Here is a 23,448-nt window from a genome sequence, read left to right on the forward strand (position 1 = left end):
ACATAGATCGCCAGAAAGGCTACAGCAGCCAGAACGGTTAGCATCGGTGCGACAAAAATGCTGAAATCCTCCACTTCGCTCACCCTTTCTTGGCGGACTTGCCCCGAATGTAGTTGGCGTCGAACAGAAACAGCCGCATCAGCAGGATCAGCGAAGGAACCAGCACGCAGAAGCCAAGGATGAACGCGGTAATTAAAGCGATCGCCATGGCGTCGTTCGTAATGCTCTCATGAATATGAATGTAATCATAGAGAATGTACGGCAGATGGGAGCGGCCATAGCCATACCAGGCAAACGCAAATTGGAACATGACCATGATAAAAGCGATGCCGAGCCGGGTACGTTTCCACACAAGATAGACCGCAATCACGAAGCAGATAAACGATGCGATAAACATCCAGGCGATATCCAGCATGTTTTGAAAATGGACCGGATTCTGATGGTTGATCTGAAAAAACGCGAAAACCGAAGCGAGGATGGTCGGTCCGCTCCAGCCCAGCGCATATCCCCGGACCACGCCGAATGCCACCTCATCCCCCGCGCGCTGCGCGTAATAGGACAAGAACATCGCCGAGATATACAGAACACTGACAAGAGCGAGCAGGATAACCGACCACGTGTACGGATTCGTAAAGAATGCATACCAGTGCAGCTCCACCTTCCCGTTGTCCACATAGATAATGCCGCCTTCCGAGATGGCTAGTATCGTGGACAGCGCAGCAGGAATGAGGAGGCCCGTTGCTCCGTATAACCCCATGTGTACGATGTTGTTCCCGATCTGGGTGCCATACGTATGATAGGCGTAATAAGCGCCCCGAATCGCCAGCAGCACAAGCGCAAGGCTGCCCGGTACGAGCAGAGCGGTTCCATAATAGTACGCCGCATCCGGAAAGAAACCGACAAGACCGACCACAAAAAAGATCAGGAACACGTTGGTCACTTCCCACACAGGGGATAAGTACCGCTGAATGATGTTATGAATCTTGTTCTCATGTCCGGTAAGAACACTGTAAAAGCTGAAAAATCCGGCACCGAAATCAATCGAGGCAACCAGCAAATAGCCAAACAGGAACGTCCACAGGACGGTTATTGCCACCATGGCATAGCTCATTTGCGGTCTCCCCCTTCGAGTTCAAGTCCCAGCTGCCGGATTTCCTCTTCAGCACTCTTATTGCGGAACAATTGGCTAAGCACCCGGATTGCGGAAATGGAGAGCACCAGATACAGGACGATAAACAGCAACAGCATCCAGCCGACGCTGGAAGAAGTCGTCGCCGCATCCGATACCTTCATATATCCGCGTAAGATCCATGGCTGCCTTCCAATCTCGGCAAGGAACCAGCCCAGCCATATGGCTGTCATTGAGAGAGGCCCTAAAGCCAATATACTGAGCAGCAGCCATTTTGGATAAGGCTTTTTGCCAGGAAGTTTCTTGCGGAACATATACAAGAGCGGTATGAGAACGATCACCGCGCCGCTTGTCACCTTCAAATCAAAAAAATAGTGGACCGACAGGGGCGGCCTTTCATTCTCCGGAAATTCATTCAACCCGATGACCTCCGTGCTAGGACTATTCCCGGCTAATATGCTAAGCGCATAAGGAATCTCCAGTGCATACTTAATCTCATTGTTCTCATCGAGGAAACCGCCGTAAATAAGCGGAGCCTCGGTCATCGTCTCAAAATGCCACTCGGCCGCCGCCAGCTTCTCCGGCTGGTATTTCGCCAGAAACTTGCCGGAGAAATCCCCGATCATCACCGTCGCTACAGCAAAAACAAAGGTGGACACCACCGTCAGTTTCAGCGCTTTTTTAAAATAAATATGTTTGCTCCCCCGCAGAAGGCTGAAGGCCGCTATACTCGCCAATGCCGCAGCGCTGGTGGTATACGCAGAAGCCAATACATGACTTACCTTGGTTGGTGTCGCCGGATTGAACATGGCTACGAACGGGTTTACATTCGTGAATACACCGTCCACCAGTTCAAAGCCCTGCGGCTGGTTCATAAAAGCGTTCATGCTTGTAATGAAGAACGCCGAACCCGAAGCGCCAATTGCTACAGGGATCAGCAGCATCAGATGGGTCCACTTGTTCTTGAAGCGATCCCACGTGTACAAATATATGCCTAGAAAGATAGCCTCCACAAAAAAAGCAAAGGTTTCCAAAAATAGCGGCAGTGCAATGGCCTTACCGGCAACACGCATAAACGTAGGCCACAGCAGGCTTAGCTGCAGACCGATCGCGGTACCTGTCACAACGCCGACCGCCACGGTAATGACATACCCCCGCGCCCACCGCCTGGCGAGCAATGTATAGTAATTGTCTCCCGTCCGGATCCCCCTCCACTCCGCCAGGGCCAGCATGATCGGAATTCCTACCCCGATGGTTGCCAGAACAATATGTACAAACAGGGTCAGACCGGTTAATATCCGGCTCATCAGTACTGGATCCAGTGAAGACATCAGGTTCACTCCTTGGTTTCTTTTATCCAAAATATTTCATGTAGCGCAAATATCCTTTCACCGCGCCGTACAGCATAATGGCCGCAACGATAAAGCATAGAAGCGCAAGCCTTCTCTCCTGATTCCTGTACATGCGTACGCCAGCCTCCCTATGTATGACAGCCCTCTGCAAGGGTGCTATTCTTCGCAGCGGTTACTCTTTGAAAATAGGAATGGAATACAGCCACCCTTATCAGTTTGACAAACCTTTCCTCTTTTTATCCAAAGTCCGTTCATTTTGTTTGAAACCGCTGCATGATGTTTTTTCCTGCTGGGAAAAGAGGTACAATAAGAAGATAAGGAGGCGATACCATACCATGAAAATTACATTCATTGAACCAACCCCGAGCCCGAACTCCATGATGCTTCATCTCGATGAAACGCTGGAAGCCGGGATACGCAGAACATATACAGTAGATAACGAACGTTCGGCTCCCCCCTGGATCAAGCAATTGCTGCACATTCCGGGTGTGAAGAGCGTGTTCCATACCCTCGATTTCATCGCGCTGGACCGTAAAGGCAATGCCGATTGGCCTTCCATTCTGGGCGCTGTTCAGGAAATATTCGGCCAGGAGGGACTTGCTGCCGGATTAAAAGAAGCCGATGAGGACTTCGCCTTCGGCGAAGCTCAAGTATTCGTGCAGTATTTCCGGAATATTCCGATGCAAATTCGTGTAAAGGGCGGTAACCAGGAAGAACGTATCGGCCTGTCCGAGCGCTTCTCCCAAGCGGTAGCTGCCGTGGGAACCGCATCGCTTATCAAGGAACGCAAGCTGAAGGAATACGGCGTTCGCTACGGACAGCTTGCCGACATTGCCCGTGACGTCGAGCAGGAGCTTGAGGCTGCATTCCCGCAGGAGCGGCTGAATAAGGTTGTCGCTCAGGCCATTGCCCATGGTGCAAGCGATGAGGACTTCGTCGAGCAGCGCCGGAAGCTGACAGACGAAGAAATGGAAGCTGCGCTGCAGGACGAAGACTGGCGCGTCCGCTATGCCGCCCTGGATGTACTGGAGCCGACCGAGAAACACATCCCGCTGCTTCGCAAAGCGCTTCAGGATCCGAAGATGCAGATTCGCCGGCTCGTTGTTGTGTACTTGGGCGATCTTCGCTCACCTGAAGCGATGGAGCTCTTATATGAAGCGATGCGCGACGAAACGCCAGCCGTGCGCCGTACCGCCGGCGATACGCTGTCCGATATCGGTGATGCTGCCGCTACCCCGGTCATGATCGAAACGCTGAAGGACAGCAGCAAGATTGTTCGTTGGCGTGCTGCACGCTTCCTGTATGAAGTGGGGACCGAAGAAGCCCGTTCCGCCCTTGAAGAAGCTGCGGACGATCCGGAATTTGAGGTTAGCCTTCAGGCCCGCATGGCACTGGAACGCATCGAATCCGGTGAAGAAGCCGCCGGAACCGTCTGGCAGCAAATGGCCAAGCGGAATCAATCCTAATCGCACGGAATCAACCGCGAACCGTCAAAATTAACCATTGCTTCTGGCGAATGATGTGATTTATACTAGGAATCTCTTGCTAGAATTGAATATACAGATAGCCTCATCATTCCAAGATGAGGTAGAGGTTGCAGACATGATCAGTAGTTGTGCCGAGGCGAAGAGAAGCCGGTGAAGCACAGTGAAAGGCATGTCTGCCGAAGTGCAGGGTATGCTCTTGTATCCTGTGCTGGGACCGTTGTCGAAAGAAACGGAACTGTCACGGGGAATTCCCCGTGTTGTGCTATCTTCATGGAGGGTAATGATGCGGATACGATAAAGACCGCAGGTATAGGACCTGTGGTCTTTTTTTCTGGCAGAGTATAGATTTCAAATTTTATTTCTTAGTGTATAGAAGGAGTGTTTGACCTTGAATCGCAAAAAAGCCCCTGCTGCTTCGCTGAAGCCGAGCTTTAAAGCACGCCATATGACCATGATCGCGCTTGGCGGCTCGATCGGAACAGGCCTGTTCCTGGCAAGCGGAACCGCCATTGCCTCTGCCGGCCCGGGCGGAGCGCTTATCGCTTATGCTGCCGTTGGCCTTATGGTCTATTTCCTGATGACCAGCCTGGGCGAGCTGGCCACCTATCTTCCGGATTCCGGCTCATTCAGCACCTATGCCTCCCGGTTTGTCAGCCCTGCCTTCGGATTTGCCGTCGGCTGGAACTTCTGGTACAACTGGGCCGTGACCATTGCCGCCGAGCTCGCGGCCGCAACGGTGATTATTAAATTTTGGTTCCCGGACAGCCCTTCGTTTGTATGGAGTCTGTTGTTCCTCGCAATCATGTTCGGGCTGAACTTTCTGTCCGCCAAAGGGTACGGCGAATCGGAATATTGGTTTGCGATCATTAAAGTGGCAACCGTCATTATCTTCCTTATCATCGGAGCCATGATGATCTTCGGCATACTTGGCGGTGAAGCGGTTGGTTTCACCAACTTCAGCCTGGGCGACGGGCCGGTGCACGGCGGATTCTTCGCACTGGTCGGGGTCTTCATGGCTGCAGGCTTCTCCTTCCAGGGGACCGAGCTGATCGGGGTCGCCGCAGGTGAAAGTGAAAATCCGCGAAAGCATGTGCCCAAGGCCATTCGCCAGGTGTTCTGGCGCATTCTGATTTTCTACATCTTTGCTATTTTTGTCATCGGCATGCTGATCCCTTACACTCATCCAAGCTTGCTTCAATCCGGTGTGGATAATATCGGGGTCAGCCCATTCACTTTGGTGTTTGAGAAGGCCGGTCTGGCCTTTGCCGCATCGGTTATGAACGCGGTCATTCTAAGCTCCGTGCTGTCTGCCGGCAACTCGGGGATGTATGCCTCAACCCGTGTCCTGTATGCGATGGCGAAGCAGGGAATGGCTCCGAAATGGCTCAGCCGCCTGAACAGCCGCGGCGTTCCCGTAGCGGCTCTGATCGTAACCTCCGCAGTTGGCATGCTGGCCTTCCTGGCCTCCTTCTTCGGCGATGGTGTTGTGTATGTGTGGCTGCTGAATGCATCCGGCATGTGCGGGTTTATCAACTGGCTGGCTATCGCGGTAAGCCATTATCGCTTCCGCAAGGCCTACGTTGCCCAAGGAAAAGACCTGAAGGATCTGCCATTCCGTGCGCGTTGGTTCCCCTTCGGTCCCATCTTCGCTTTCCTGCTCTGCCTTGTCGCCATCATTGGCCAAGGTAATTTCAGCGGTGAGATCGACTGGTTAACGATCATTGCTACGTATGTGAGCGTTCCGCTGTTCCTCTCCATCTGGTTCGGCTACCGGTTCGTTAAGAAAAGCCGGGTTGTGCCTTTGAATGAGTGCGATTTAAGCACGAACGTCAATAATAACTAAAACCAGATATGCACAAAAAGGCTTCCCTCCTTCAATGAGGAGGGAAGCCTTTTTTTAGTGATCGCACTACCATATGATTTGAACTCTCAGATCATCCGTATCTTCAAAAGCATTATGATAGTATTTGATGGAGCCGAGACTGCTCTTCAACTGCAATTGCTGGAGCACATTCACAAGCTCACGCTCGCTGCCTTCAAACCGGAATACGAGCTTTTGGCCGCCTTTAGCCTTAGCCGCCTTAACCAGCGGCTCCAGCTGCTTATAGGAACTGACAATGGAACGGGTATCATACAGCTGATACTCCAAATCCCGCTTGATTTCTTCGTATACCCCGGCCTTCGCACGATCCTTTACGGCCAGCCCGGCCAGCGTGCTGCGATAGAGCGTATCCGCCTTCGGGTAGGATTTCACCCAGGTATGATCACGGCTCATCTGTTCATCGGTCCGGAGATAGTACGTATAAGACACCTCATTCTCCCGATCCGGCACCGGATCGTTCCACGTTGTGTCCAGATGGTACCATTTGCCGTCCAGCAGAACCAGGTTCCAGGCATGAAGCTGACCCTTGGGATTGTCAGAAGCATAAGCTGTGCCTTCCAGAATTTTGTTCTGAATTCCTGCTTCCCTCAGCAGCTTATGGGTTAACAGGGAATAGCCCTGGCATACCGTGCTGCCGGTATAGAGCCCATCATAGGCCGTATATTTCGTGAGCGTTGTATCATATTTCAAGTTGCGGACGACCCAATCATGGATGGCCTTCACCTTCTCATGATCGTTCATGTCCGGCTTGATGATACGCTTCAATATGCTGTCGGTATGCTGATTAACATAGTCCGTCTGTTCCGCAGTCTCGCGGTAACTCAACCGGACCGTAACATTGGCGGAACTGGATGTTCCACGATAGTCGTAGCTATAGCTTGCGATGGTGTAGTGAATATACGGATCACTGGCCATCGCCTGATCGAGTGCATCTTTAAGCTGTGATTTCAGTGATTTGGTCTCTCCCTGATAAACAAAACGAACCGTTGACTGCCTGTCGCTCATCGCGGTTAACAGCTTCTGCTGAATGGCACTGACCGACTTCACGACCGCTTTGTTGGAAGTAGCATAGACATCACTGAGGTTAGCCGGCTCTGGTACTGCTGCAACGGTTACCGCCAAAGTCCCTATGAACAGTAATTTAACTATCGTTCCTCGGCTTCGTTTCATCGGTACACCCGCCCTTCATCTTCCTCATCCGTATGCACCACCATTGTAACACATAACATCAGGGCTTAAGGGTTCTAGTTTTGTCGACCGGGCACGAATATCAGATATTACCAATAAAATGTGGACAGGAAAGAATCGCTTCGTCCAGCCAGCTTCGACATGCGAACCAGAACCTCTGCAGCTTCCGCACGCGTTACCTCTCGCTCCGGCAGGAACTTTCCATCCACCGCCGGCAGAAGTCCAAGCTTCAAGGCAATCAGCGCTGCTCCTTTGTTAGACACGGCGTCAGAATCCGAGATCCCCTGTACGTCGGTCGGCAGAATAAAGGCTTTGGATAACTTCTCATAATTCAAAATGCGGGTCAGCGAGCTGGCCAGCTCATCTCTTGTGAGCTTGCGGTCGAGCTGCAGCGGACTTTCCGGATCGTACGGAATCCAGTTCTGTCCGAGCAATACCTGAATGGCCTGATAATATGGATGATCCGGCTGCAGACCTGCATAAGGGTCCATCGTGGATCTTCCATACAGCTGTTCGTATGAAGGGCTAACTGCCGCCGCTACCAGCTGATACCATTCGCCAAGGGTAATCTGGCGCTCCGGATATACCTTTCCGTCCTTGTCCGGAACCAATACCCGGTATTTGACCAGCTCCTTAAGGGCTGCTTCTGCCGAATGACCGGCCGCATCCGTGACTGCCGGAATATCCTTGCGGCTGATTTCCGGCGTAATATCACGCCATTCCCCGCTCTTGGCGTCAAGCGGCACCGTAATGCCGCCGTAGGCTGCCTTTTTGTGCGTTGCATAATAGATCAGTTTAATGAACGGCTTCGTGATCTCATTGCCCATCGTTGTATAACCGCCGTAATAACCATATTTCAACTTCAGGTCAATCTCTTTTAAATATTGGGATCTCGCCTGCTCCGCGCTAATTGCAGGTTTCACGTCCGTTGGCAGCTTGGATAGGACGGCGTCCGAATTCACGTTGAAGTTCTGAATCTGGCCGTTGCCATCGATAGCCAAATTCACGGAATCCCCCATCACGCGGATATCGCCGACATAGCGCTGGAATGAAAATTGATAACTCAGGCCGGTATTGTTCTTGCCCAGTTTATCAACCGACGTCAGTTTCCATTCCTGGCTGGCGTTAGGCACCAGTTTCGTTACGGTATCGAAGGCGAGCTTCTGCGCAGCCTGCTGCGAAATCGGGCTCTTCACCTCAGGGGTTCCGCTGCTGTCATAACGATATCTGCTGTACGAGTAGATCTGACCGGTCTTGGCATCCAATTCCGCAGACACCATCTCCCCTCTCCCCATGGATGAGACGCTGCTGTCAGTCCATCTGATATTCCACGTCTTCGTCTCTTTGTTGCTCCATCGGGTTCCCAGAGTCTTGGACTCTGTTTTCAGGCCAGACGGGAGCTTGATCTGGGACTCCACCCATTGTGCAGCGGCTTCACCGCCGGATAGAGATGCCGTGACAGGCTTGAAGGCCTCCCCGGATGCCGGGATTGTACGGTTCTCTATAGAAATAAGCTCACTCTCTTCCCCTGTGAATCCAATGAACTTCCCTGTATTGGCATCCAGTGAATAACTGGATTGATCGTTAGGTATGTAACCTAAAAAATAATTGCCCTTGGAGTTGTTATATAAGTTCTCAGGCACATAAGCCAAGGAGACTTGGAATTGTTCCTCAAACAATTTGCGAATCGAGGCTTCATCCAACTTCGGTGTTGATGATGGAAACTCTTCTTTGATCTGATTGCGGGAGTAGCTCATGATATTGCCCTGTCCATCCAGCGTGATCGAAATGCTGTTCACATCCGATTCAATCCCGTTGTGTGCCGTCTGAAAATAGAATTCAAACCGGGGCGGACTAAACAAGGCAGCTTGCATTCCAAGATAAGCCTCATTCTCCTTAAAGTCGCTGGTCTTCACGTCCGAGGCGTGACTGGCTATCCATTGAAGCGCCTTCGCCTTCGCCTGTTCTCTTGTTATCACCGGTTTGTCACTCTCATTATTCAGTATACGATTAGGAAGATAAATATTAATAAGTTCACCCGTTACCGCATTGACCTGGGCACTAAAGCCGGAGCTTGAGTTCCCTTTGTTTAACACCAGTTGTATGTCCCATGCGAGCGCGTTGGATCTCATGCCGTCGTCCTCCAGGAACTGCACGTTGGTTACCTTGACGTTCTTCAGTTCAGGAAAAGCCTTCTTAACGATCTCTTCCGCCTGCTTGGACGAAATCTTGGCCCCTTTCGGTATTTCGTTATCCGTTACACTCTCCGAAGCCGCACTCCCGCCGTTGTTGACGGTAGTCGTTACCGTATCGGATACAGCGACGCCGCTCCCCGGAACGGAATTATCCCCCCATACCGGCTGCGCCAAACAGAGCATGGCTGTAGCCGTGACCGCACACACGGTCTTTTTTACCCTTACCTTCTTTTTAACCGATGAATTCACTCGATTCGCTCCCTTCCATTAACTTGAACCTAACCATGCCTTACTTACACATGATGATATCCTTAACAAGTGCCTGTACACGGCAGCAATGACATAACCAAGCTACCCTAAATAATACCATAACTTGTCTATATATTCCTTATGTAGTAAGTTTCCAAAAGATAACCTGCATTGTAAAGGATGAACAAAGTGTAACTATTGAATCGACCCTCTTGGCGATGGTTCATACCTCTCAAACTATACGTGCTACAGCCCCTTGGCTGCATTCACAAAAGCAGCGGCGCGACTCGTGATTTCATCCCTATTGCCGGCAGCCAGTGCGTCCTTGGGAAGCAGCGAACTGCCCAGGCCGACCGCTGCCGCGCCAGCTGCAAAATAGTCCGCAAGGTTATCCAGCGTCACGCCCCCCGTTGCCAGCAGCGGAATATGATGGAGCGGTCCCTGAAGCTCCCGAATGAATTCCAGGCCCAGGCTGGCCGTAGGAAACAGCTTCACGATCTCAGCCCCGGCTGCGTAGGCCGCCACAATCTCCGTCGGCGTCATCGCTCCGGGCCACACGTCAATTCCCTGCTCTAAGGCATACTCAATGACGGATAGATCCGTATTCGGGGAGATCAGAAACTGTGCTCCTGCACAGACTGCTTCCTTCGCCATCTCCACGTCAAGGACGGTCCCCGCCCCTACATATACAGCACCGTCATATCGGGTACGCCAGTCCTCCATAATATGCAGAGCACCTTCGGTATTCATGGTCACTTCCATAAACCGGATTCCACCCCGGCACAATCCTTCTCCTACGAAGCCTGCCTGTTCTCGGGTAATGCCGCGCACAATGGCAACGATTTTCTCGCGCTTGAGTTCAGCAGTCAGTTTCAATCCCATGCCCTCCCCTTCTTTTTACACGTCCCGCTTTATCCTAAATCGATATAATCCCAAATGCTACATAATGATCACATGTTACAGAGCCTCAAGAACCTGCCATCTGCAAAAAAAAGATAATAACAGCCGCGCTTCCAGGAGCCTTATCCAAGCCTCTGCCTCACAATGTCTCCGGGCGAGCCTTCAGCCTGATTCAAGTATATGCCGTCATAAGCGCTCACGCAAAAAAAGCAGGCCAGGAATATCATCCCTGACCTGCGATTCTGTATCCTACATGAATTATCCACGGAATGCGGACAGCGCTGCGCCGAGCTCGCGCGTTGCTCCGTATACGCTCTGATAGAGTCCGAACAGCTTGTCATATACTTGAACCGCTTCAGGATCGGGAGAATAAGCGCGAGCTGGCCGCAAGAACTCCCTTGCGCAATCCTGAAGGCTTGGAAACCAGCCGCAGCCATAAGCTGCAAGCATCGCTGCGCCCATGGCAGGGCCCTGCTCGCTTTCCAGCTTCACCATTTCGGCGTTGAACACATCCGCCTGCATCTGCAGCCAGGTTTCGTTCTTGGCACCGCCACCGATGGAAATGACACGGTCAATTTGCTTGCCCGATGCACGTAAAATATCGATGGATTCACGCAGGGAGAACGTGATTCCTTCCAGTACCGATCGTGCGAAGTGAGGCAGCTTATGTCCTGCGTCCATTCCTATGAAGCTGCCGCGAATGGCAGCGTCCGGATGCGGTGTGCGCTCACCGACAATATATGGCGTGAACAGCAGACCACCGCTGCCAGCCGGGATACTCCCGATATCGCTTAACAGCTCATCAAAGGAAACGTCCGGTGCAAAGGTATCCTTGAACCAGGTCAAGCTGTATCCAGCCGCCAAGGTTACGCCCATAATATAGTAGGCGTCCTTCTCGCTGTGATTAAAGAAGTGGACCTTCCCTTCAAAATCCACCTCGCGCCGCTCCTCGTAGGACAGCACCACGCCCGATGTGCCAATGCTGCACATCGTCTGCCCTTCTTCCAGAATACCGGCACCGATCGCGCCGCAGGCGTTGTCCGCGCCGCCGGCAAATACCTTCGTCTCCGGCCGCAGACCGGATTGCCTCGCGATCTCCGGCAGCAGGGTTCCGCACTCGTCGAAGGATTCGACCAGCGGCGGGCATAAGCTGTGGGGCAGATGGAAGGCATCCAGTATATCCGCACTCCATGATTTTCCCGCCACATCCAGCAGCAGCGTCCCGGCAGCATCGGAATAGTCCATCGCATACTGTCCGGTCAAGCGGTATCGTACATAGTCCTTCGGCAGCAGGAACAGGGCTGCCTGATCAAGCAGTTCCGGTTCAAACTCCTGCACCCACAGAATTTTCGGCAGGGTAAAGCCTTCCAGCGCGCGGTTGCGCGCGATGCCGAGCAGCTTCTCCTGCAAGGTATCCTCAATACGGCGGCATTGCGCCGTTGTACGGGTGTCGTTCCACAGAATGGCCGGACGCAGCACGGCGCCCTCTCCATCTACCAATACCAAACCGTGCATTTGCCCGGAGAAGCTCAATCCCTCAACCTCGGCTGGAGAGATGTCGTTCCCCTCCATCAACAGACGTAACGACAATACCGTTTTGTCTACCCAGTCCTCCGGCCGCTGTTCGCTGTAACCCGGCTTCGGCTGGCTCAGCGGATACGCCTCCGAATGCTCGGCGACTACCGTGCCGCTGCGGTCCACCAGCACGGTCTTCACCGCACTGGTTCCCAAATCAACTCCGATAACGTAACTCATCTAGATCCTCCTTCGTTTCATCATGAACCGAATATGAAAGGTGTATTGGTTTCCTTGTATGAAATAAGTACACCGGCTTCCCTGTAGGGAGCCGGTGAAAGTTTGAATGTCATAGAGCCAACTTGAAGCCAGCATGCATTACATTAGTTTGCAAGAATGTACTGATTCAGAATCCCTTTCAGCATTTCTTGACGACCGGATTGATTCTGACGAGGGGACTCATTGTTCAACGCATATTCTGCAAGGGAAGCCAACGTGGCTTTGCCGGATACAACACTCGCACCGATGCCTTCGTTGAAGCTGCTGTAGCGGTTCGCAATGAAGTCTTCGAACACACGGTCTTCAATCAGCTTCGCTGCCACCTTCAAGCCTTTGGCATAGGTATCCATGCCTGCAATGTGAGCATGGAACAGATCTTCCGGCTCGAAGGATGGACGGCGAACCTTGGCGTCAAAGTTCACGCCGCCGCGACCGAGACCGCCATTCATCAACACTTCATAGAGCGTCAAGGTAGCATCATAGATATTAACCGGGAATTCGTCGGTATCCCATCCAATCAGCATATCGCCCTGGTTCGCATCAAGGGAACCGAGCATGCCATTGATGCGCGCTACACGAAGCTCATGCTCAAAGGTATGACCAGCCAGCGTTGCATGGTTTGCTTCGAGGTTCAATTTAAAGTGCTTGTCGAGACCGTATTTCTGCAGGAATGCAATTGTGGTTGCCGCATCGAAGTCATATTGATGCTTCGTCGGCTCCTTCGGTTTAGGCTCGATCAGGAATTGGGCGTCAAAGCCGATTTCCTTCGCATAATCCACCGCCATATGGAACAGGCGCGCCAGGTTATCCAGCTCAAGACCCATATCCGTGTTCAGCAGGGTATCGTAACCTTCACGGCCTCCCCAGAACACATAGTTCTCGGCGCCAAGGCGTTTACCAACCTCAAGGCCTTTCTTCACTTGTGCTGCTGCATGTGCGTACACATCAGCGTTGCAAGTCGTGCCTGCGCCATGCATAAAGCGCGGATTCGTGAACATGTTCGCTGTGTTCCACAGCAGTTTTTTGCCGGTGGATTTCATATGATCTTCAATCGAATCCACAATCGTATCAATGTTGCTGTAAAACTCACGCAGATTGCTGCCTTCCGGAGCAATGTCCACATCGTGGAAGCAGAAATACGGAAGGTTCAATTTCTCCATGAACTCAAAGCCTGCTTCTACGCGGGCTTTTGCAAGGTCCATACCGGAGTAGCTGCCCCAAGGGCGAACCGCTGTGTCGGCCCCAAACGGGTCAGAGCCGCCCGCAGTCAATGTATGCCAGTAAGCCATCGCGAAACGGAGATGCTCTTCCATCGTTTTGCCGGCTACAACTTCTGTCGGATTATAAAATTTAAAAGCATAAGGGTTGGTCGATTGGCTGCCTTCGTATTCCACTTTGCTGACGTTGTTAAAATAGGCCATGAATAAATCCTCCTATACCTTATTAAGGTTTGGTTAACGCTTACAAGGCTATCCTAACACAGCTTTTCTACTTTGTCTATTGGTTAAACAAAGTTATTCTTTTACAACTTTTACAAGCCCGATGGTCCATACTATTACGGCTGCCGTTTGCCAGTGTGCCCCTATGCTCACGTTGTGCCCACGAACCGAACAGCGGAACCATCCCGATAGATAACAGCGAACCTCGCCCGCAGAGCCCCTCTGTACAAGGGCAGCGTTTCCCCTGTACGACGTTACACCTTGTTGCAATTTCCGAACTTTGCCCCTAGACTATGAGCTATCAAGTCTTTATGACAAATAAATCATCATCAAAGCAAGACTAAAAGGATGAATGCACATGACGAATATTACCGGTGACCAGGCTTTGGTCAAGAAAATTAATACATCGATTATTCTGGATACGATACGTCAGCACGCCCCGGTCTCCCGGGCCAAGGTGTCCAAGCTGACTGGGCTGAACAAGGCCACCGTCTCCAATCTCGTACAAGAACTGAGCAGTCATCATCTAATCCAGGAGATCGGACCCGGAGAATCCAGCGGCGGCAGAAAGCCGCAGCTGCTCCTGTTCAACGGAAAGGCCGGTTATGCCATCGGCGTAGAGCTGCGCGTCAAACAAATGACCGCAGTTCTGACGGATCTTGAAGGCCGCATCCTGGCCGAAGACGATAGGCCGCTTGAAGGGCATGACGTTGAATCGGTGACCAGGCTCATGGTAAGCATGATTAACGGCCTGATGAGACAGGCCCCACCCTCCCATTACGGCATCATCGGGATCGGCGTGGGTGTACCGGGCATGGTGGACGGCGACGGCACCGTGCTCTTCGCACCCAATCTGGGTTGGGACATGGTGCCCCTTCAGAAGCAGCTGGAGCACGAACTGGGACTTCCCGTTACCATCGATAACGAAGCGAATGCCGGCGCTCAAGGCGAGCTTCGATTCGGAGCCGGCCAGGATGCCCGCCACCTCCTGTATATTAGCGCCGGCAGCGGTATCGGCTCCGGCATCATTATCAATGGCGAGCTCTATAAAGGCGCCCGCGGGTATGCGGGCGAAAGCGGGCATATGTCCATCGAAGCCGAAGGACGGGAATGCACCTGCGGCAACCGCGGCTGCTGGGAGCTGTACGCTTCGGAGAAATCCTACGACAGCAAAGGTACGGCTCTTCCCTCCAGACGAACGTCCGAGCTTATCCATTACGCCGAGCAGGGCCATGAAGAAACGATCCGCCATTTTGAAGAGCTGGGGCGCTTTCTGGGTGTCGGCATTACCAATCTTGTCAATGGATTCAATCCACAGTCGGTTATCATCGGTGGACCGCTCTCTGATGCCCGGCCCTGGATTGAGGAAACACTGCAGCAGGTCGTCGCCCAGCGAACGCTTCCCTACCACCGGGAGCTGATGGAGATCCGGTTTGCCGAGTTGGGCAGCCGTTCTACCCTGATTGGCGCAGCATATTCTGCCATCTCGCAATTTCTTGGGCCGGTAAGGGTATCCATGCCGATTCATTAAAAATTGACGATATTTTGTCGTAATTAACGCCCTGCATATTAAGGAAAATTTCATGATTTTCCGCTATAATTAATCTCGTCCTGACATTTAAATTATCATTTTCATTATGGGAATGCGTGTGATTGTTATACTAAAGGGAGAGGAACCGCTCAAATGACCTATGTAAGCATTGCGGATATATCGCCAGAAATGTTTGTAACTGTATTGCTGTTTCTCCTAGTTATCGCACCTTTGTTCAGTCTCAGCATTATGCGTTTTTTTCAAGGCAAGAAAAAAAACGGCTTCATTCTTCTCGGCTCCGGCGTGGGTGTGTATGTTGTATTTCAGATCATCATGAGTCTGTTCTTTAGCAAATAAACACCCGTTGCAGCATCTGCTTGAAGCCAAAAAAGCTCTTTCCCTGGCCAGGGAAAGAGCTTTTTTTCTCATATCATGAAACAAGCGGTTCGCTTGCCATAAGGTATCGATGATCTTAAGCTTCCGGATTCAACGCTTTGTTGAACTGAAGTTTGTTCATGCCAAGAATGCGGTGCTCACCAATGATGGTGAGAGGTACTGCACGAACGCCCATATCCCATACTTGTTGAGCAAACTCGTCGTTTTGTTCGATGTTGCGCTCTTCAAATTCGATGCCTTGATCGGACAAGAAACCTTTCACTTGTTTACAGTGTGGGCAGTTGTTGGAGGTGTATACAATAACATTTTCCATGGTCGGTCAGTCTCCTCTACTTATGATTTGATTCTATTAGAGCCAGTTCGATCTCTATCTATACAGTTTACAACACGACCGCGCTGTGTTCCAAGCTCTCAATGTACTTCTCGGCATCCATAGCTGCCATACAGCCGCTTCCTGCTGCCGTGATCGCTTGTCTGTAACGGGTATCCTGCACGTCACCGCAAGCAAATACGCCTTGGATATTCGTCTCGGAGGTTCCTGGCGTAGTTACGATATAACCGTTAGGGTCGGTCGTAATGCTTCCGCCCAGGAAGCCTGTGTTCGGGTGATGACCAATTGCTACAAACACACCGCTTACGGCGATCGTCTCTTCTTCACCCGTTTCGTTATTGAGCACCTTGATCCCTTTAACACCGGACTCGTCTGCGATGACTTCTTGTGGTGTACGGTTCAGTGCCCATTCGATTTTCTCGTTAGCGCGGGCACGGTCCTGCATGATTTTTGAGGCACGCATCTCTTCGCGGCGGTGCACCAGCGTCACCTTGGACGCAAAGCGGGTCAGGAAGTTCGCTTCTTCCAGCGCGGAATCTCCGCCCCCAACGACAACAATCTCTTTGCCGCGGAAGAAGAATCCGTCACATGTTGCGCAGGTGCTTACACCGCGTCCCACGTTGTCCTGTTCTCCTGGAATTCCGAGATACTTCGCAGTTGCGCCTGTAGAAATGATCAAGGTTTCGGCAACAACCTCACCTAAACCGTCCACATCCAGCTTGAACGGACGCTCCCCGAACTCAACGCTGTTTACCCAGCCTGTACGAAATTCTGCACCAAAGCGTTCAGCCTGCTGACGCATATTGTCCATCAGTTCAGGACCCATGATGCCTTCGGGAAAACCCGGAAAATTCTCAACTTCGGTAGTGGTTGTGAGCTGTCCGCCAGGTTGCGGACCTTCAATAACGAGCGGGCTCAGATTCGCCCGAGCCAGATAAATTGCAGCCGTCAGACCCGCAGGGCCTGTGCCGATAATAACGGATTTGTACATATGATTTCCCTCCTATATCTGCAACGCTTAATTATAATCATTATAAATTAATATTTATTATGGTTATATCGGAGCCGTATGTCAATATGCCGCCTCACAGCCCAGAGGAAATATTATTTACCTATTCTTCATGATCGGAAAATAAACCAACATATGGAGTGAACTGCATCCTCTTACTTTAAGCACGTTATCTGCCTTTTGCTATGGAAGCGCTTGCTTCAAGGTTGATTGTACCTATAGAGGAGGTTATATAAATTTCAGCCTATGAACAGACTCCATCCCGCTCTTATATCGGAAGAAAGATGAATTTTTGATGAAAAAAAAATGACAGCTATGGCCATTCGTATTCTTCTCGTCCCGGATAAAGTAATCCCCTTCTTCTCCACGCAGGAAAAGAGGGGGAATTTGTTACATGATCAATTGTGCCGCTTCACCTAATTATTTACCGATTAAGGTTTGGAGCGCAGCAGGCGAAGTCCGTTCAGGATGACCAGAATGGTGCTTCCCTCGTGACCGATAACCCCGAGCGGCAGCGCAACACCTTCGATGAAATTGGCTGTAATCAGCGTCAAGATGACGGTGATGGCAAATATCATATTTTGCTTCACGATGCGTTGTACCCGGCGTGCCACCTTAACTGTGCCGGCAATTTCATCGATATTGTCATTCATCAGCACCGCATCTGCTACCTCCAGCGCCGTGCCGCTACCCGAGACACCCATGCCGATCCCGACGGTTGCAGTAGCCAGTGCCGGTGCATCATTAACACCGTCTCCTACCATAACCACATGACCGTAACGGGCACGTAGTTCTTTAATGTGTGTAACTTTATCTTCAGGCAGCAGGTCGGAGAACACCATATCCACGCCGCTTTGCTTCGCAATCACTTGCGCCGTAGCCTTCCGGTCTCCTGTCAGCATCGCCACCTTGATGCCCAACTGCTGCAGCTGCTTAACCGCCATGGCCGACTGTGGACGGACCGCATCCTGCAGAGCGATCATGCCCGCGATGCTGTCTCCCCTCAAGATAACGGATACCGTCTTGCCCTCGGATTCCAGGGTGTTGCGGATAGACAGCCAGTGCTGGCGATTCTCCTCGGATTCAGACAAGCTGTCCTGTTCGATTGAACCGGTAATTCCTTGTGCATCCCCAGCGACTTCATCCAAAATATCGCTTTTTCCTATTTTCCAAGTGACGCCATCAACTTCGGCCTGCATGCCCCAGCCTGTTATAGACTGGCCGTTCTCAACCTGCTGCAGCAAAGCCCCCTCCTTTTCGGCCGATTGAACAATCGCCAATGCCAGCGGATGCTTCGACATTCTTTCAATAGAGGCACTGATGCCAAGCAATTCCTGGCGATCCCATCCCTCTCCTGCTATAAAATCTGTAACCTCAGGTGTACCGAGCGTCAATGTACCAGTCTTATCAAAAGCTACAACCGCCGTGCGTGCCATATTCTCGATATGGGCGCCGCCTTTGAACAGTACGCCTTTTCTGGCACGATTGGAAATCGCCGACAACATCGCAGGCATAATCGAGGACACCAGCGCGCATGGGGAAGCCACAACAAGGAACACCATCGCTTTATAAAAAGTAGTATCCCAATCCCACCCAAGGACGGGAGTTGCCAGAACGATCAGCGCCACGGTTGCCATGACAACGATACGTGCGTATATCGATTCAAACCGCTTGATAAACCGTTGTGATTCCGGCACTTCGCTTTCCGCTTCTTCCACAAGCCGGATGATCTTGGCGAATAACGTGGATTCTGCCGATTGCGTCACCTCGATGTACAGCACCCCTTCACCATTCAGCGTTCCGGTGAACACTTCATCGCCCACGACTTTATCAACGGGTACGGATTCACCGGTAATCGACGCCTGGTTAACAGAGGAGCCGCCACGATAAATCTTGCCGTCCGCCGGAATCAGCTCGCCCGGCTTCACCAGAATCAGGTCCCCAATCTCCAGTTTGCCGATCGATACCGACACCATCTCTCCCTTCTCAATTCGAAGCGCCGTCTCCGGCTGCAGCTCCATCAAGGAAGAGATATCCTTACGGCTTCGTTCCATCGTATAACTCTCAAGCGCTCCGCTAAGTGCAAAGATAAAGATCAGCATCGCCCCTTCATTCCAGTACCCGATGGCCGCTGCCCCCATAGCGGCAGCAATCATCAGCAGGTTTACATCGAGATCGCGTTCCTTCAGAAGGGTTTCGACTCCCTCCTTCGCTTTCACCCATCCGCCTACGGCATAGGATATAACATATAACACAACTGAGAGTGGCTCTGACCATTGGCTCGTTAGCCAAGCCACCAGCATCAGCATGCCGCTGCCCAGCGCAGCAGCCACCTCCGAATTGCTCAGCAGGCTGCGTAAATCCCACTTGCCCGGCTGCCGCGGCTCACGCGGATCGGCCCCGTTTTCTATGGATGATATGCGTCCAGTCGACGTTTGATTTTGTATCCATTGCATTACAAATCACCTTCCTAGTTGAGAATGAGATCCATTATTACTACCCTTAAAATGACACATGCTGCCCCGGCTTCGCCGGAGCAGCATGCTAAATGAGAATGAGAATCATTTTTGAACTTATACAATTTATTTTCCCTAATACAACTTTATAAGTATCATACTCACATCCCCATCATTTGTAAACCCATTTTTTAACCATTTTCTAAAAATATAAAAAACACCAAACACGGGGCTCTGTTTTTTACCCCGAAGAACTCTTATCTGCTAAACAAAAAGAGGCCCTGCGGTCTCGCCGCAGGGCCTCCTCTATGTGTAACTTCCATTTAAAGCGCTCTCATACTGATACAATTAATCCATGATGGGTGAACATCTGCGACGCATTTCCAATCTCGCGCCTGTTATTCGAATGGCTGCAAGCTCAGAAGGCTGACAGCATACCTCGTGTATGCCTTGCCGGTAAACCATCCGCAAATCCGTGGTTCCAACCCCATTGATCCGAAGCGTTAGCTGCGGTTTCGTGCGTTTTATTCGATTGATCATATCCGAGAACACCATAACCTTATCCGTCGTCTCCACTGATGGCCCCGAATCCTCCAGCCCCTCCGAATCCAATACAATCACATCAGCCAAGCGGGCAATCTCAGCCGCTGCCGATGGGTTCATCCCTTCTCCAAGCAGTGCCCCATAGCGAATACGAACAAATCGTTTCTGGTCCATAAGGGTCTGCTCTGCCACCTCTTCCATAAAATTATGGATCGATATAAACTCATCCGCATGAGCTGGACGTACAGCCAGCAGCTCCAATTGACAGTCCACGCCTTCCTCACTGCACTGCTCTATGGATCGGAAGAGGGACTCCAGCTGTGCATCCTGCGCCTCGCGTAACTCCAGCGTACTGGACAGCCTGGAGTCAAGAAGCAGGCTGACTGCACATCGGGCTCCATTCGCGGCTTGGAATATCGACACCCAATATGACGTCCATAACATAATCAGTCTCCGCCTTAACAGCGCGCTTTTCTCCGCACTGCGTGAATTCAACCAGGCCGAGTATACCTCCTGCAGCAGACCTTGCTTCAGGGCATCTTCGCCGCGTATTAATCCGATCCCCTGAGCTCCTTGCCTGAGATCACGCGTAATGGATTCAGGATCTGCGGATCGGCTCATGACTTTCAGTCTTCGGTTCCGGTCACTCCACCCCAGCAGACGGCTCAAGGAAGGTCTGTCCGTGCCGTTATGCCGAATACCCGAAACCCTGAGAGCTTCCTCAATATCGTCAGGCGATGCCAACAGCAGTAACACCTCCTCGTGAGTGACTCCTCCTGCCATTGCAAAATGCTTCAGCAGATCCGTCTCGGGAGAATTTTCACTTGCCGTGCTGTCCCCTGCTTCGATGAACGCTTCATCTTCCCATAGACGCTCTCCCAATTCACTGCCAGCTCCCCATTGCCTTTCCGTCATGGTTATCCTTCTACTCCCTTTCACGTTGAATTGGATAAACGCCTCCTTACAGACTATTATGAAACAATTGGAAATATACAGTGCACCGCATGAACGATGGATAAAAAAATATCGAGATGAAGGGAAACGGTACCTCTGTTCCTTTTTCAGACTGTCAGGCCGATGGGATGGGGGATACGTAACGCGAATTTATCTTCGGTTTACGGATACGATGAAATCATTATAATGGAGGAATGGATCGAAACCGGTAGGATTACGTAAAGGAGAGTTGAGATGCATATGAGAACCGACTATGATTATTGGGTGCCGATTAGCGTACCGGAAGCCGTAAAGATTTTTGCCGCCATTCCTGCTCGTTGGCACATCGCCGGCGGTTGGGCTTTAGATTTATATGTAGGAGAGCAGACCAGGGAGCACAGCGATATGGATATCTTCATCCTTCGTGAAGAGCAAACCGTTATTTACACCGAATTAACCCAAGAATGGACGCTGTACAAAGCCGACCAAGGAACCTTATCTCTATGGGAGAAAGGCGAATATCTGCATGCCGTTGGGGATGTATGGGTAAGCAAGAATCATGAAGCCCCTTTTTCATTCCAGATGATGCTGGTTGAGGCCGAGCAGGACAACTGGATATATGGAAGAGAACCTTCGATCCGAAGACCGCTCCCGGACATATTCTTAAAGACGGACCACGGAATCCCTTACCTGAGGCCAGAGATCCAGCTCCTATACAAAGGGGGAAGCAAGAAGATTCGTGAAAAAGATGAAAGGGATCTTATCAGGGTTCTGCCCTTACTTGACCCACAGGCTAAAGAATGGCTTATCTATGCGCTCCGTACACAGTTTCCAGAGGGACATCCCTGGATCGATTACATTCAATCATCGTTCTAGCCGCCGCCAAGCATTCCCCCTGATCTCATAAAAAAGACTGCCCCGCGGTATCGTCGAAATCCCCGCAGAACAGCCACTATCATATAAATGCCTGATCAGGCTATCGGATTTATGTTCAGTCCCTTTCGCGTTCACGCTCATACACAAGATCCAAAAATCCGTCCTCATCTGGCTCCTCTTCCTCCTGCACATAACCCAGAGCTGAGAAACAAGCCAAACACGGTTTATTATCTTCCTCGATGCTGGCCACCCATTTTGCCACGGCTTGCAGTTCGGGGCGTTTCATTACTTCGCTGATCAATGCCTTGCCGTATCCTTGATAGCGGAGTGTTGGATTGGTAATGATCCCGATATAAGCGGATTCGTTGTCCCGTTCTATAATGACCGTTCCAATCGGTTGTTCGCCTATATAAGCCAGCCATGTAAAGTACATATCGTTTTGCGACGTATTCTCATACCACTCTCCCAGAGGGAGCATTCCGTCCATTCTCTTCAGCACTTCCGCATCCTCGAGCCATAGCTCCAAGAGCGGCAAATCATCCTTTTGCAGACGTTCCCAACGCTCGAATTCGATCAACATAACAACCTCATTTCATATGATGATAGATTCCATTATAATCCTTTTTAATCATGATAAGGGAATACAGGTCAATTAATTTTTTGTAGGAGACGGAGAAGTCATGATGCTGATAGATCATTGACTTTTCAATGAAACGTTCCTGATCCTGCTTGGGAAAATAGATGGAAATCCCTTTGGCCTTCGGATGCTCGGGTGTCTTCATATGATAGATAACGGCATCCTCTATCGCTTCCTGAATGGTATGGGTTTCTTGCATACAACCAAAGCTGCGGCCGAAATGACCGGATAAATCGACCAGATCCACCATATCTGTTTCCTCTGCATAATCTTCGCAACGGGTTCTGTCATGTCTCATGAGATCAAACGAATCCTCACTGGCAATACGCTCCAACAATACTTGGCTCCACGCCTCCAGGGCGTGAACAATCCGCTCTGCCTTATCCAGCCGGATGACCCCTTGCTGCAAATCCTGCAGCTCGCCATGTTCCCTGGAATGGAGCCGATAGCTGTTCACGATAATCTCCCCCAATTTGGAAGCGGTCAACGCAGGCATTTGGCGCAGCGATTCAATAATCGTCTTGTAATCCCAGCCGTTATGATTCGTATAATCAACGGAAGCCACCAAATACTCCGCATAATGCCTGAGCGCATATACAATTTCCAGCCCGGCCATATTGCAGGCATCAAAGCCTATGATTCGGAATGTCGTCTGCGTAACTTGATAGGCTCGCTGCAAAGCATTTTGCAAAGTGACAAGTTTCATTTTATGATTCCCGTGAAGCTCATCACCGCCAAATCCGTCAATGGGGCCAAGTCCGTGTCCCCATAAAATCAGAACATAGTTCTCTGCCGGATACTGCTGAATGCCCCAGGTTATAAAATCGCCGAGGGTTTCTGCCATATCCATGTTCGCATTCCCCGTTTCCTGCAGCAGCTGCAAATGACCGCGTTGTACCAGCCAACGGCACTTGCGATCCGAGGGAATGAAATCCAGTCCCCATTTCTTGGCTCCTCCGGTTTGCAGCACGATATGTATACCCCAGGAAGAGCCAACCTCCATCATCTCCCTGATATCACCGCTTGCCATCTCATAGTTGGTTTCCAGATCGGAGCCCACCATATAGATCAGCACGGTGTAACGAGCCTTTAATTTGGGAAACAACCTTGTATGCATGGCA

Annotated in this window: 18 protein-coding genes and 1 riboswitch; of the genes, 5 read left to right on the forward strand and 13 right to left on the reverse strand. The window is 51.1% G+C overall.

All coding sequences use genetic code 11. The annotated features are described in order from the left end of the window. Nucleotides 1–79: 79 nt before the first annotated feature. Complete coding sequence (locus PGL02S_RS14720) at nucleotides 80–1,111, reverse strand: cytochrome d ubiquinol oxidase subunit II (protein WP_006212718.1); 1,032 nt, start codon at nucleotides 1,109–1,111, stop codon at nucleotides 80–82. Continuing rightward, nucleotides 1,108–2,460, reverse strand: a complete 1,353-nt coding sequence (locus PGL02S_RS14725) for a cytochrome ubiquinol oxidase subunit I (RefSeq protein WP_036643490.1) — start codon at nucleotides 2,458–2,460, stop codon at nucleotides 1,108–1,110. Before PGL02S_RS14725 ends, PGL02S_RS14720 begins: the two co-directional genes overlap by 4 nt. Nucleotides 2,461–2,816: 356 nt before the next feature. Between PGL02S_RS14725 and PGL02S_RS14730 the strand changes: the two genes are divergently transcribed. Then, a complete protein-coding gene (locus PGL02S_RS14730; protein ID WP_036643491.1) occupies nucleotides 2,817–3,947 on the forward strand; it encodes a virulence factor in 1,131 nt (376 codons plus the stop codon). A 114-nt stretch (nucleotides 3,948–4,061) separates the two neighbouring features. After that, nucleotides 4,062–4,241: riboswitch (Lysine riboswitch) on the forward strand. 172 nt (nucleotides 4,242–4,413) lie between these two features. Next, complete coding sequence (locus tag PGL02S_RS14735) at nucleotides 4,414–5,811, forward strand: amino acid permease (RefSeq protein ID WP_235187480.1); 1,398 nt, start codon at nucleotides 4,414–4,416, stop codon at nucleotides 5,809–5,811. Nucleotides 5,812–5,877: 66 nt separating this feature from the next. Here PGL02S_RS14735 and PGL02S_RS14740 read toward each other — a convergent pair whose 3' ends face one another. The 5 genes from PGL02S_RS14740 to xylA form a co-directional block, all read right to left on the reverse strand. Next, nucleotides 5,878–7,020 carry a transglutaminase domain-containing protein gene (locus tag PGL02S_RS14740; protein WP_006212723.1) on the reverse strand — a complete coding sequence of 381 codons (1,143 nt, stop codon included), beginning with the start codon at nucleotides 7,018–7,020 and terminating at the stop codon, nucleotides 5,878–5,880. Nucleotides 7,021–7,127: 107 nt separating this feature from the next. Beyond that, a complete protein-coding gene (locus tag PGL02S_RS14745; protein WP_036643494.1) occupies nucleotides 7,128–9,482 on the reverse strand; it encodes a YcdB/YcdC domain-containing protein in 2,355 nt (784 codons plus the stop codon). A 246-nt stretch (nucleotides 9,483–9,728) separates the two neighbouring features. Then, on the reverse strand, nucleotides 9,729–10,358 hold the full coding sequence (locus PGL02S_RS14750; RefSeq protein ID WP_036643625.1) for a bifunctional 4-hydroxy-2-oxoglutarate aldolase/2-dehydro-3-deoxy-phosphogluconate aldolase: 630 nt from the start codon (nucleotides 10,356–10,358) through the stop codon (nucleotides 9,729–9,731). Between the two features lie 282 nt (nucleotides 10,359–10,640). Beyond that, nucleotides 10,641–12,137 carry a xylulokinase gene (gene xylB / locus PGL02S_RS14755; protein WP_036643495.1) on the reverse strand — a complete coding sequence of 499 codons (1,497 nt, stop codon included), beginning with the start codon at nucleotides 12,135–12,137 and terminating at the stop codon, nucleotides 10,641–10,643. Nucleotides 12,138–12,280: 143 nt separating this feature from the next. After that, nucleotides 12,281–13,597 (reverse strand): xylose isomerase, encoded by a 1,317-nt coding sequence (xylA, locus tag PGL02S_RS14760; RefSeq protein WP_036643496.1) that lies wholly within the window; start codon nucleotides 13,595–13,597, stop codon nucleotides 12,281–12,283. Between the two features lie 376 nt (nucleotides 13,598–13,973). Here xylA and PGL02S_RS14765 point away from each other — a divergent pair, with 376 nt between their 5' ends. After that, a complete protein-coding gene (locus PGL02S_RS14765) occupies nucleotides 13,974–15,146 on the forward strand; it encodes an ROK family protein (RefSeq protein ID WP_036643497.1) in 1,173 nt (390 codons plus the stop codon). 153 nt (nucleotides 15,147–15,299) lie between these two features. Beyond that, the gene (locus tag PGL02S_RS14770) at nucleotides 15,300–15,503 is read left to right on the forward strand and encodes a hypothetical protein (RefSeq protein WP_006212729.1); all 204 of its coding nucleotides are present in this window, start codon (nucleotides 15,300–15,302) and stop codon (nucleotides 15,501–15,503) included. A gap of 115 nt (nucleotides 15,504–15,618) precedes the next feature. Here the strand turns inward: PGL02S_RS14770 and PGL02S_RS14775 are convergent, their stop codons facing one another. From PGL02S_RS14775 to PGL02S_RS14790, 4 genes are all read right to left on the reverse strand, one after another. Continuing rightward, nucleotides 15,619–15,855 (reverse strand): glutaredoxin family protein, encoded by a 237-nt coding sequence (locus tag PGL02S_RS14775; protein ID WP_006212730.1) that lies wholly within the window; start codon nucleotides 15,853–15,855, stop codon nucleotides 15,619–15,621. A 67-nt stretch (nucleotides 15,856–15,922) separates the two neighbouring features. Next, nucleotides 15,923–16,864, reverse strand: coding sequence for a thioredoxin-disulfide reductase (gene trxB / locus PGL02S_RS14780; protein ID WP_006212731.1), 942 nt, complete (start codon nucleotides 16,862–16,864; stop codon nucleotides 15,923–15,925). 449 nt (nucleotides 16,865–17,313) lie between these two features. After that, on the reverse strand, nucleotides 17,314–19,338 hold the full coding sequence (locus tag PGL02S_RS14785) for a heavy metal translocating P-type ATPase (RefSeq protein ID WP_036643498.1): 2,025 nt from the start codon (nucleotides 19,336–19,338) through the stop codon (nucleotides 17,314–17,316). A gap of 348 nt (nucleotides 19,339–19,686) precedes the next feature. Beyond that, entirely contained in the window at nucleotides 19,687–20,796 is a 1,110-nt protein-coding gene (locus tag PGL02S_RS14790) for a hypothetical protein (RefSeq protein WP_036643499.1), read from the reverse strand. 279 nt (nucleotides 20,797–21,075) lie between these two features. Here PGL02S_RS14790 and PGL02S_RS14795 point away from each other — a divergent pair, with 279 nt between their 5' ends. Beyond that, nucleotides 21,076–21,690 carry a nucleotidyltransferase domain-containing protein gene (locus tag PGL02S_RS14795; protein WP_036643626.1) on the forward strand — a complete coding sequence of 205 codons (615 nt, stop codon included), beginning with the start codon at nucleotides 21,076–21,078 and terminating at the stop codon, nucleotides 21,688–21,690. Between the two features lie 115 nt (nucleotides 21,691–21,805). On the opposite strand, the gene PGL02S_RS14800 is transcribed toward PGL02S_RS14795, so the two are convergent. Together PGL02S_RS14800 and PGL02S_RS14805 are read right to left on the reverse strand one after the other, a co-directional pair. Beyond that, nucleotides 21,806–22,270 (reverse strand): GNAT family N-acetyltransferase, encoded by a 465-nt coding sequence (locus PGL02S_RS14800; RefSeq protein ID WP_006212735.1) that lies wholly within the window; start codon nucleotides 22,268–22,270, stop codon nucleotides 21,806–21,808. A 7-nt stretch (nucleotides 22,271–22,277) separates the two neighbouring features. Further along, nucleotides 22,278–23,444: a clostripain-related cysteine peptidase gene (locus tag PGL02S_RS14805; protein ID WP_164762864.1), complete on the reverse strand. Its 1,167-nt coding sequence runs from the start codon at nucleotides 23,442–23,444 to the stop codon at nucleotides 22,278–22,280. Nucleotides 23,445–23,448: the final 4 nt, after the last annotated feature.

It is taken from the genome of Paenibacillus glucanolyticus NBRC 15330, assembly GCF_004000885.1.
GTDB classification, from domain to species: domain Bacteria; phylum Bacillota; class Bacilli; order Paenibacillales; family Paenibacillaceae; genus Paenibacillus_AQ; species Paenibacillus_AQ glucanolyticus.

What these genes read in the sequence shown, in the direction of transcription:
- trxB (WP_006212731.1), bottom strand. Translation starts at nt 16,864, where the DNA reads ATGTACAAATCCGTTATTATCGGCACAGGCCCTGCGGGTCTGACGGCT.
- PGL02S_RS14790 (WP_036643499.1), bottom strand. Translation starts at nt 20,796, where the DNA reads ATGACGGAAAGGCAATGGGGAGCTGGCAGTGAATTGGGAGAGCGTCTA.
- PGL02S_RS14800 (WP_006212735.1), bottom strand. Translation starts at nt 22,270, where the DNA reads ATGTTGATCGAATTCGAGCGTTGGGAACGTCTGCAAAAGGATGATTTG.
- PGL02S_RS14785 (WP_036643498.1), bottom strand. Translation starts at nt 19,338, where the DNA reads ATGCAATGGATACAAAATCAAACGTCGACTGGACGCATATCATCCATA.
- PGL02S_RS14735 (WP_235187480.1), top strand. Translation starts at nt 4,414, where the DNA reads ATGACCATGATCGCGCTTGGCGGCTCGATCGGAACAGGCCTGTTCCTG.
- PGL02S_RS14730 (WP_036643491.1), top strand. Translation starts at nt 2,817, where the DNA reads ATGAAAATTACATTCATTGAACCAACCCCGAGCCCGAACTCCATGATG.
- PGL02S_RS14725 (WP_036643490.1), bottom strand. Translation starts at nt 2,460, where the DNA reads ATGTCTTCACTGGATCCAGTACTGATGAGCCGGATATTAACCGGTCTG.
- PGL02S_RS14770 (WP_006212729.1), top strand. Translation starts at nt 15,300, where the DNA reads ATGACCTATGTAAGCATTGCGGATATATCGCCAGAAATGTTTGTAACT.
- PGL02S_RS14720 (WP_006212718.1), bottom strand. Translation starts at nt 1,111, where the DNA reads ATGAGCTATGCCATGGTGGCAATAACCGTCCTGTGGACGTTCCTGTTT.
- PGL02S_RS14765 (WP_036643497.1), top strand. Translation starts at nt 13,974, where the DNA reads ATGACGAATATTACCGGTGACCAGGCTTTGGTCAAGAAAATTAATACA.
- PGL02S_RS14775 (WP_006212730.1), bottom strand. Translation starts at nt 15,855, where the DNA reads ATGGAAAATGTTATTGTATACACCTCCAACAACTGCCCACACTGTAAA.
- xylB (WP_036643495.1), bottom strand. Translation starts at nt 12,137, where the DNA reads ATGAGTTACGTTATCGGAGTTGATTTGGGAACCAGTGCGGTGAAGACC.
- PGL02S_RS14805 (WP_164762864.1), bottom strand. Translation starts at nt 23,444, where the DNA reads ATGCATACAAGGTTGTTTCCCAAATTAAAGGCTCGTTACACCGTGCTG.
- PGL02S_RS14740 (WP_006212723.1), bottom strand. Translation starts at nt 7,020, where the DNA reads ATGAAACGAAGCCGAGGAACGATAGTTAAATTACTGTTCATAGGGACT.
- PGL02S_RS14795 (WP_036643626.1), top strand. Translation starts at nt 21,076, where the DNA reads ATGAGAACCGACTATGATTATTGGGTGCCGATTAGCGTACCGGAAGCC.
- xylA (WP_036643496.1), bottom strand. Translation starts at nt 13,597, where the DNA reads ATGGCCTATTTTAACAACGTCAGCAAAGTGGAATACGAAGGCAGCCAA.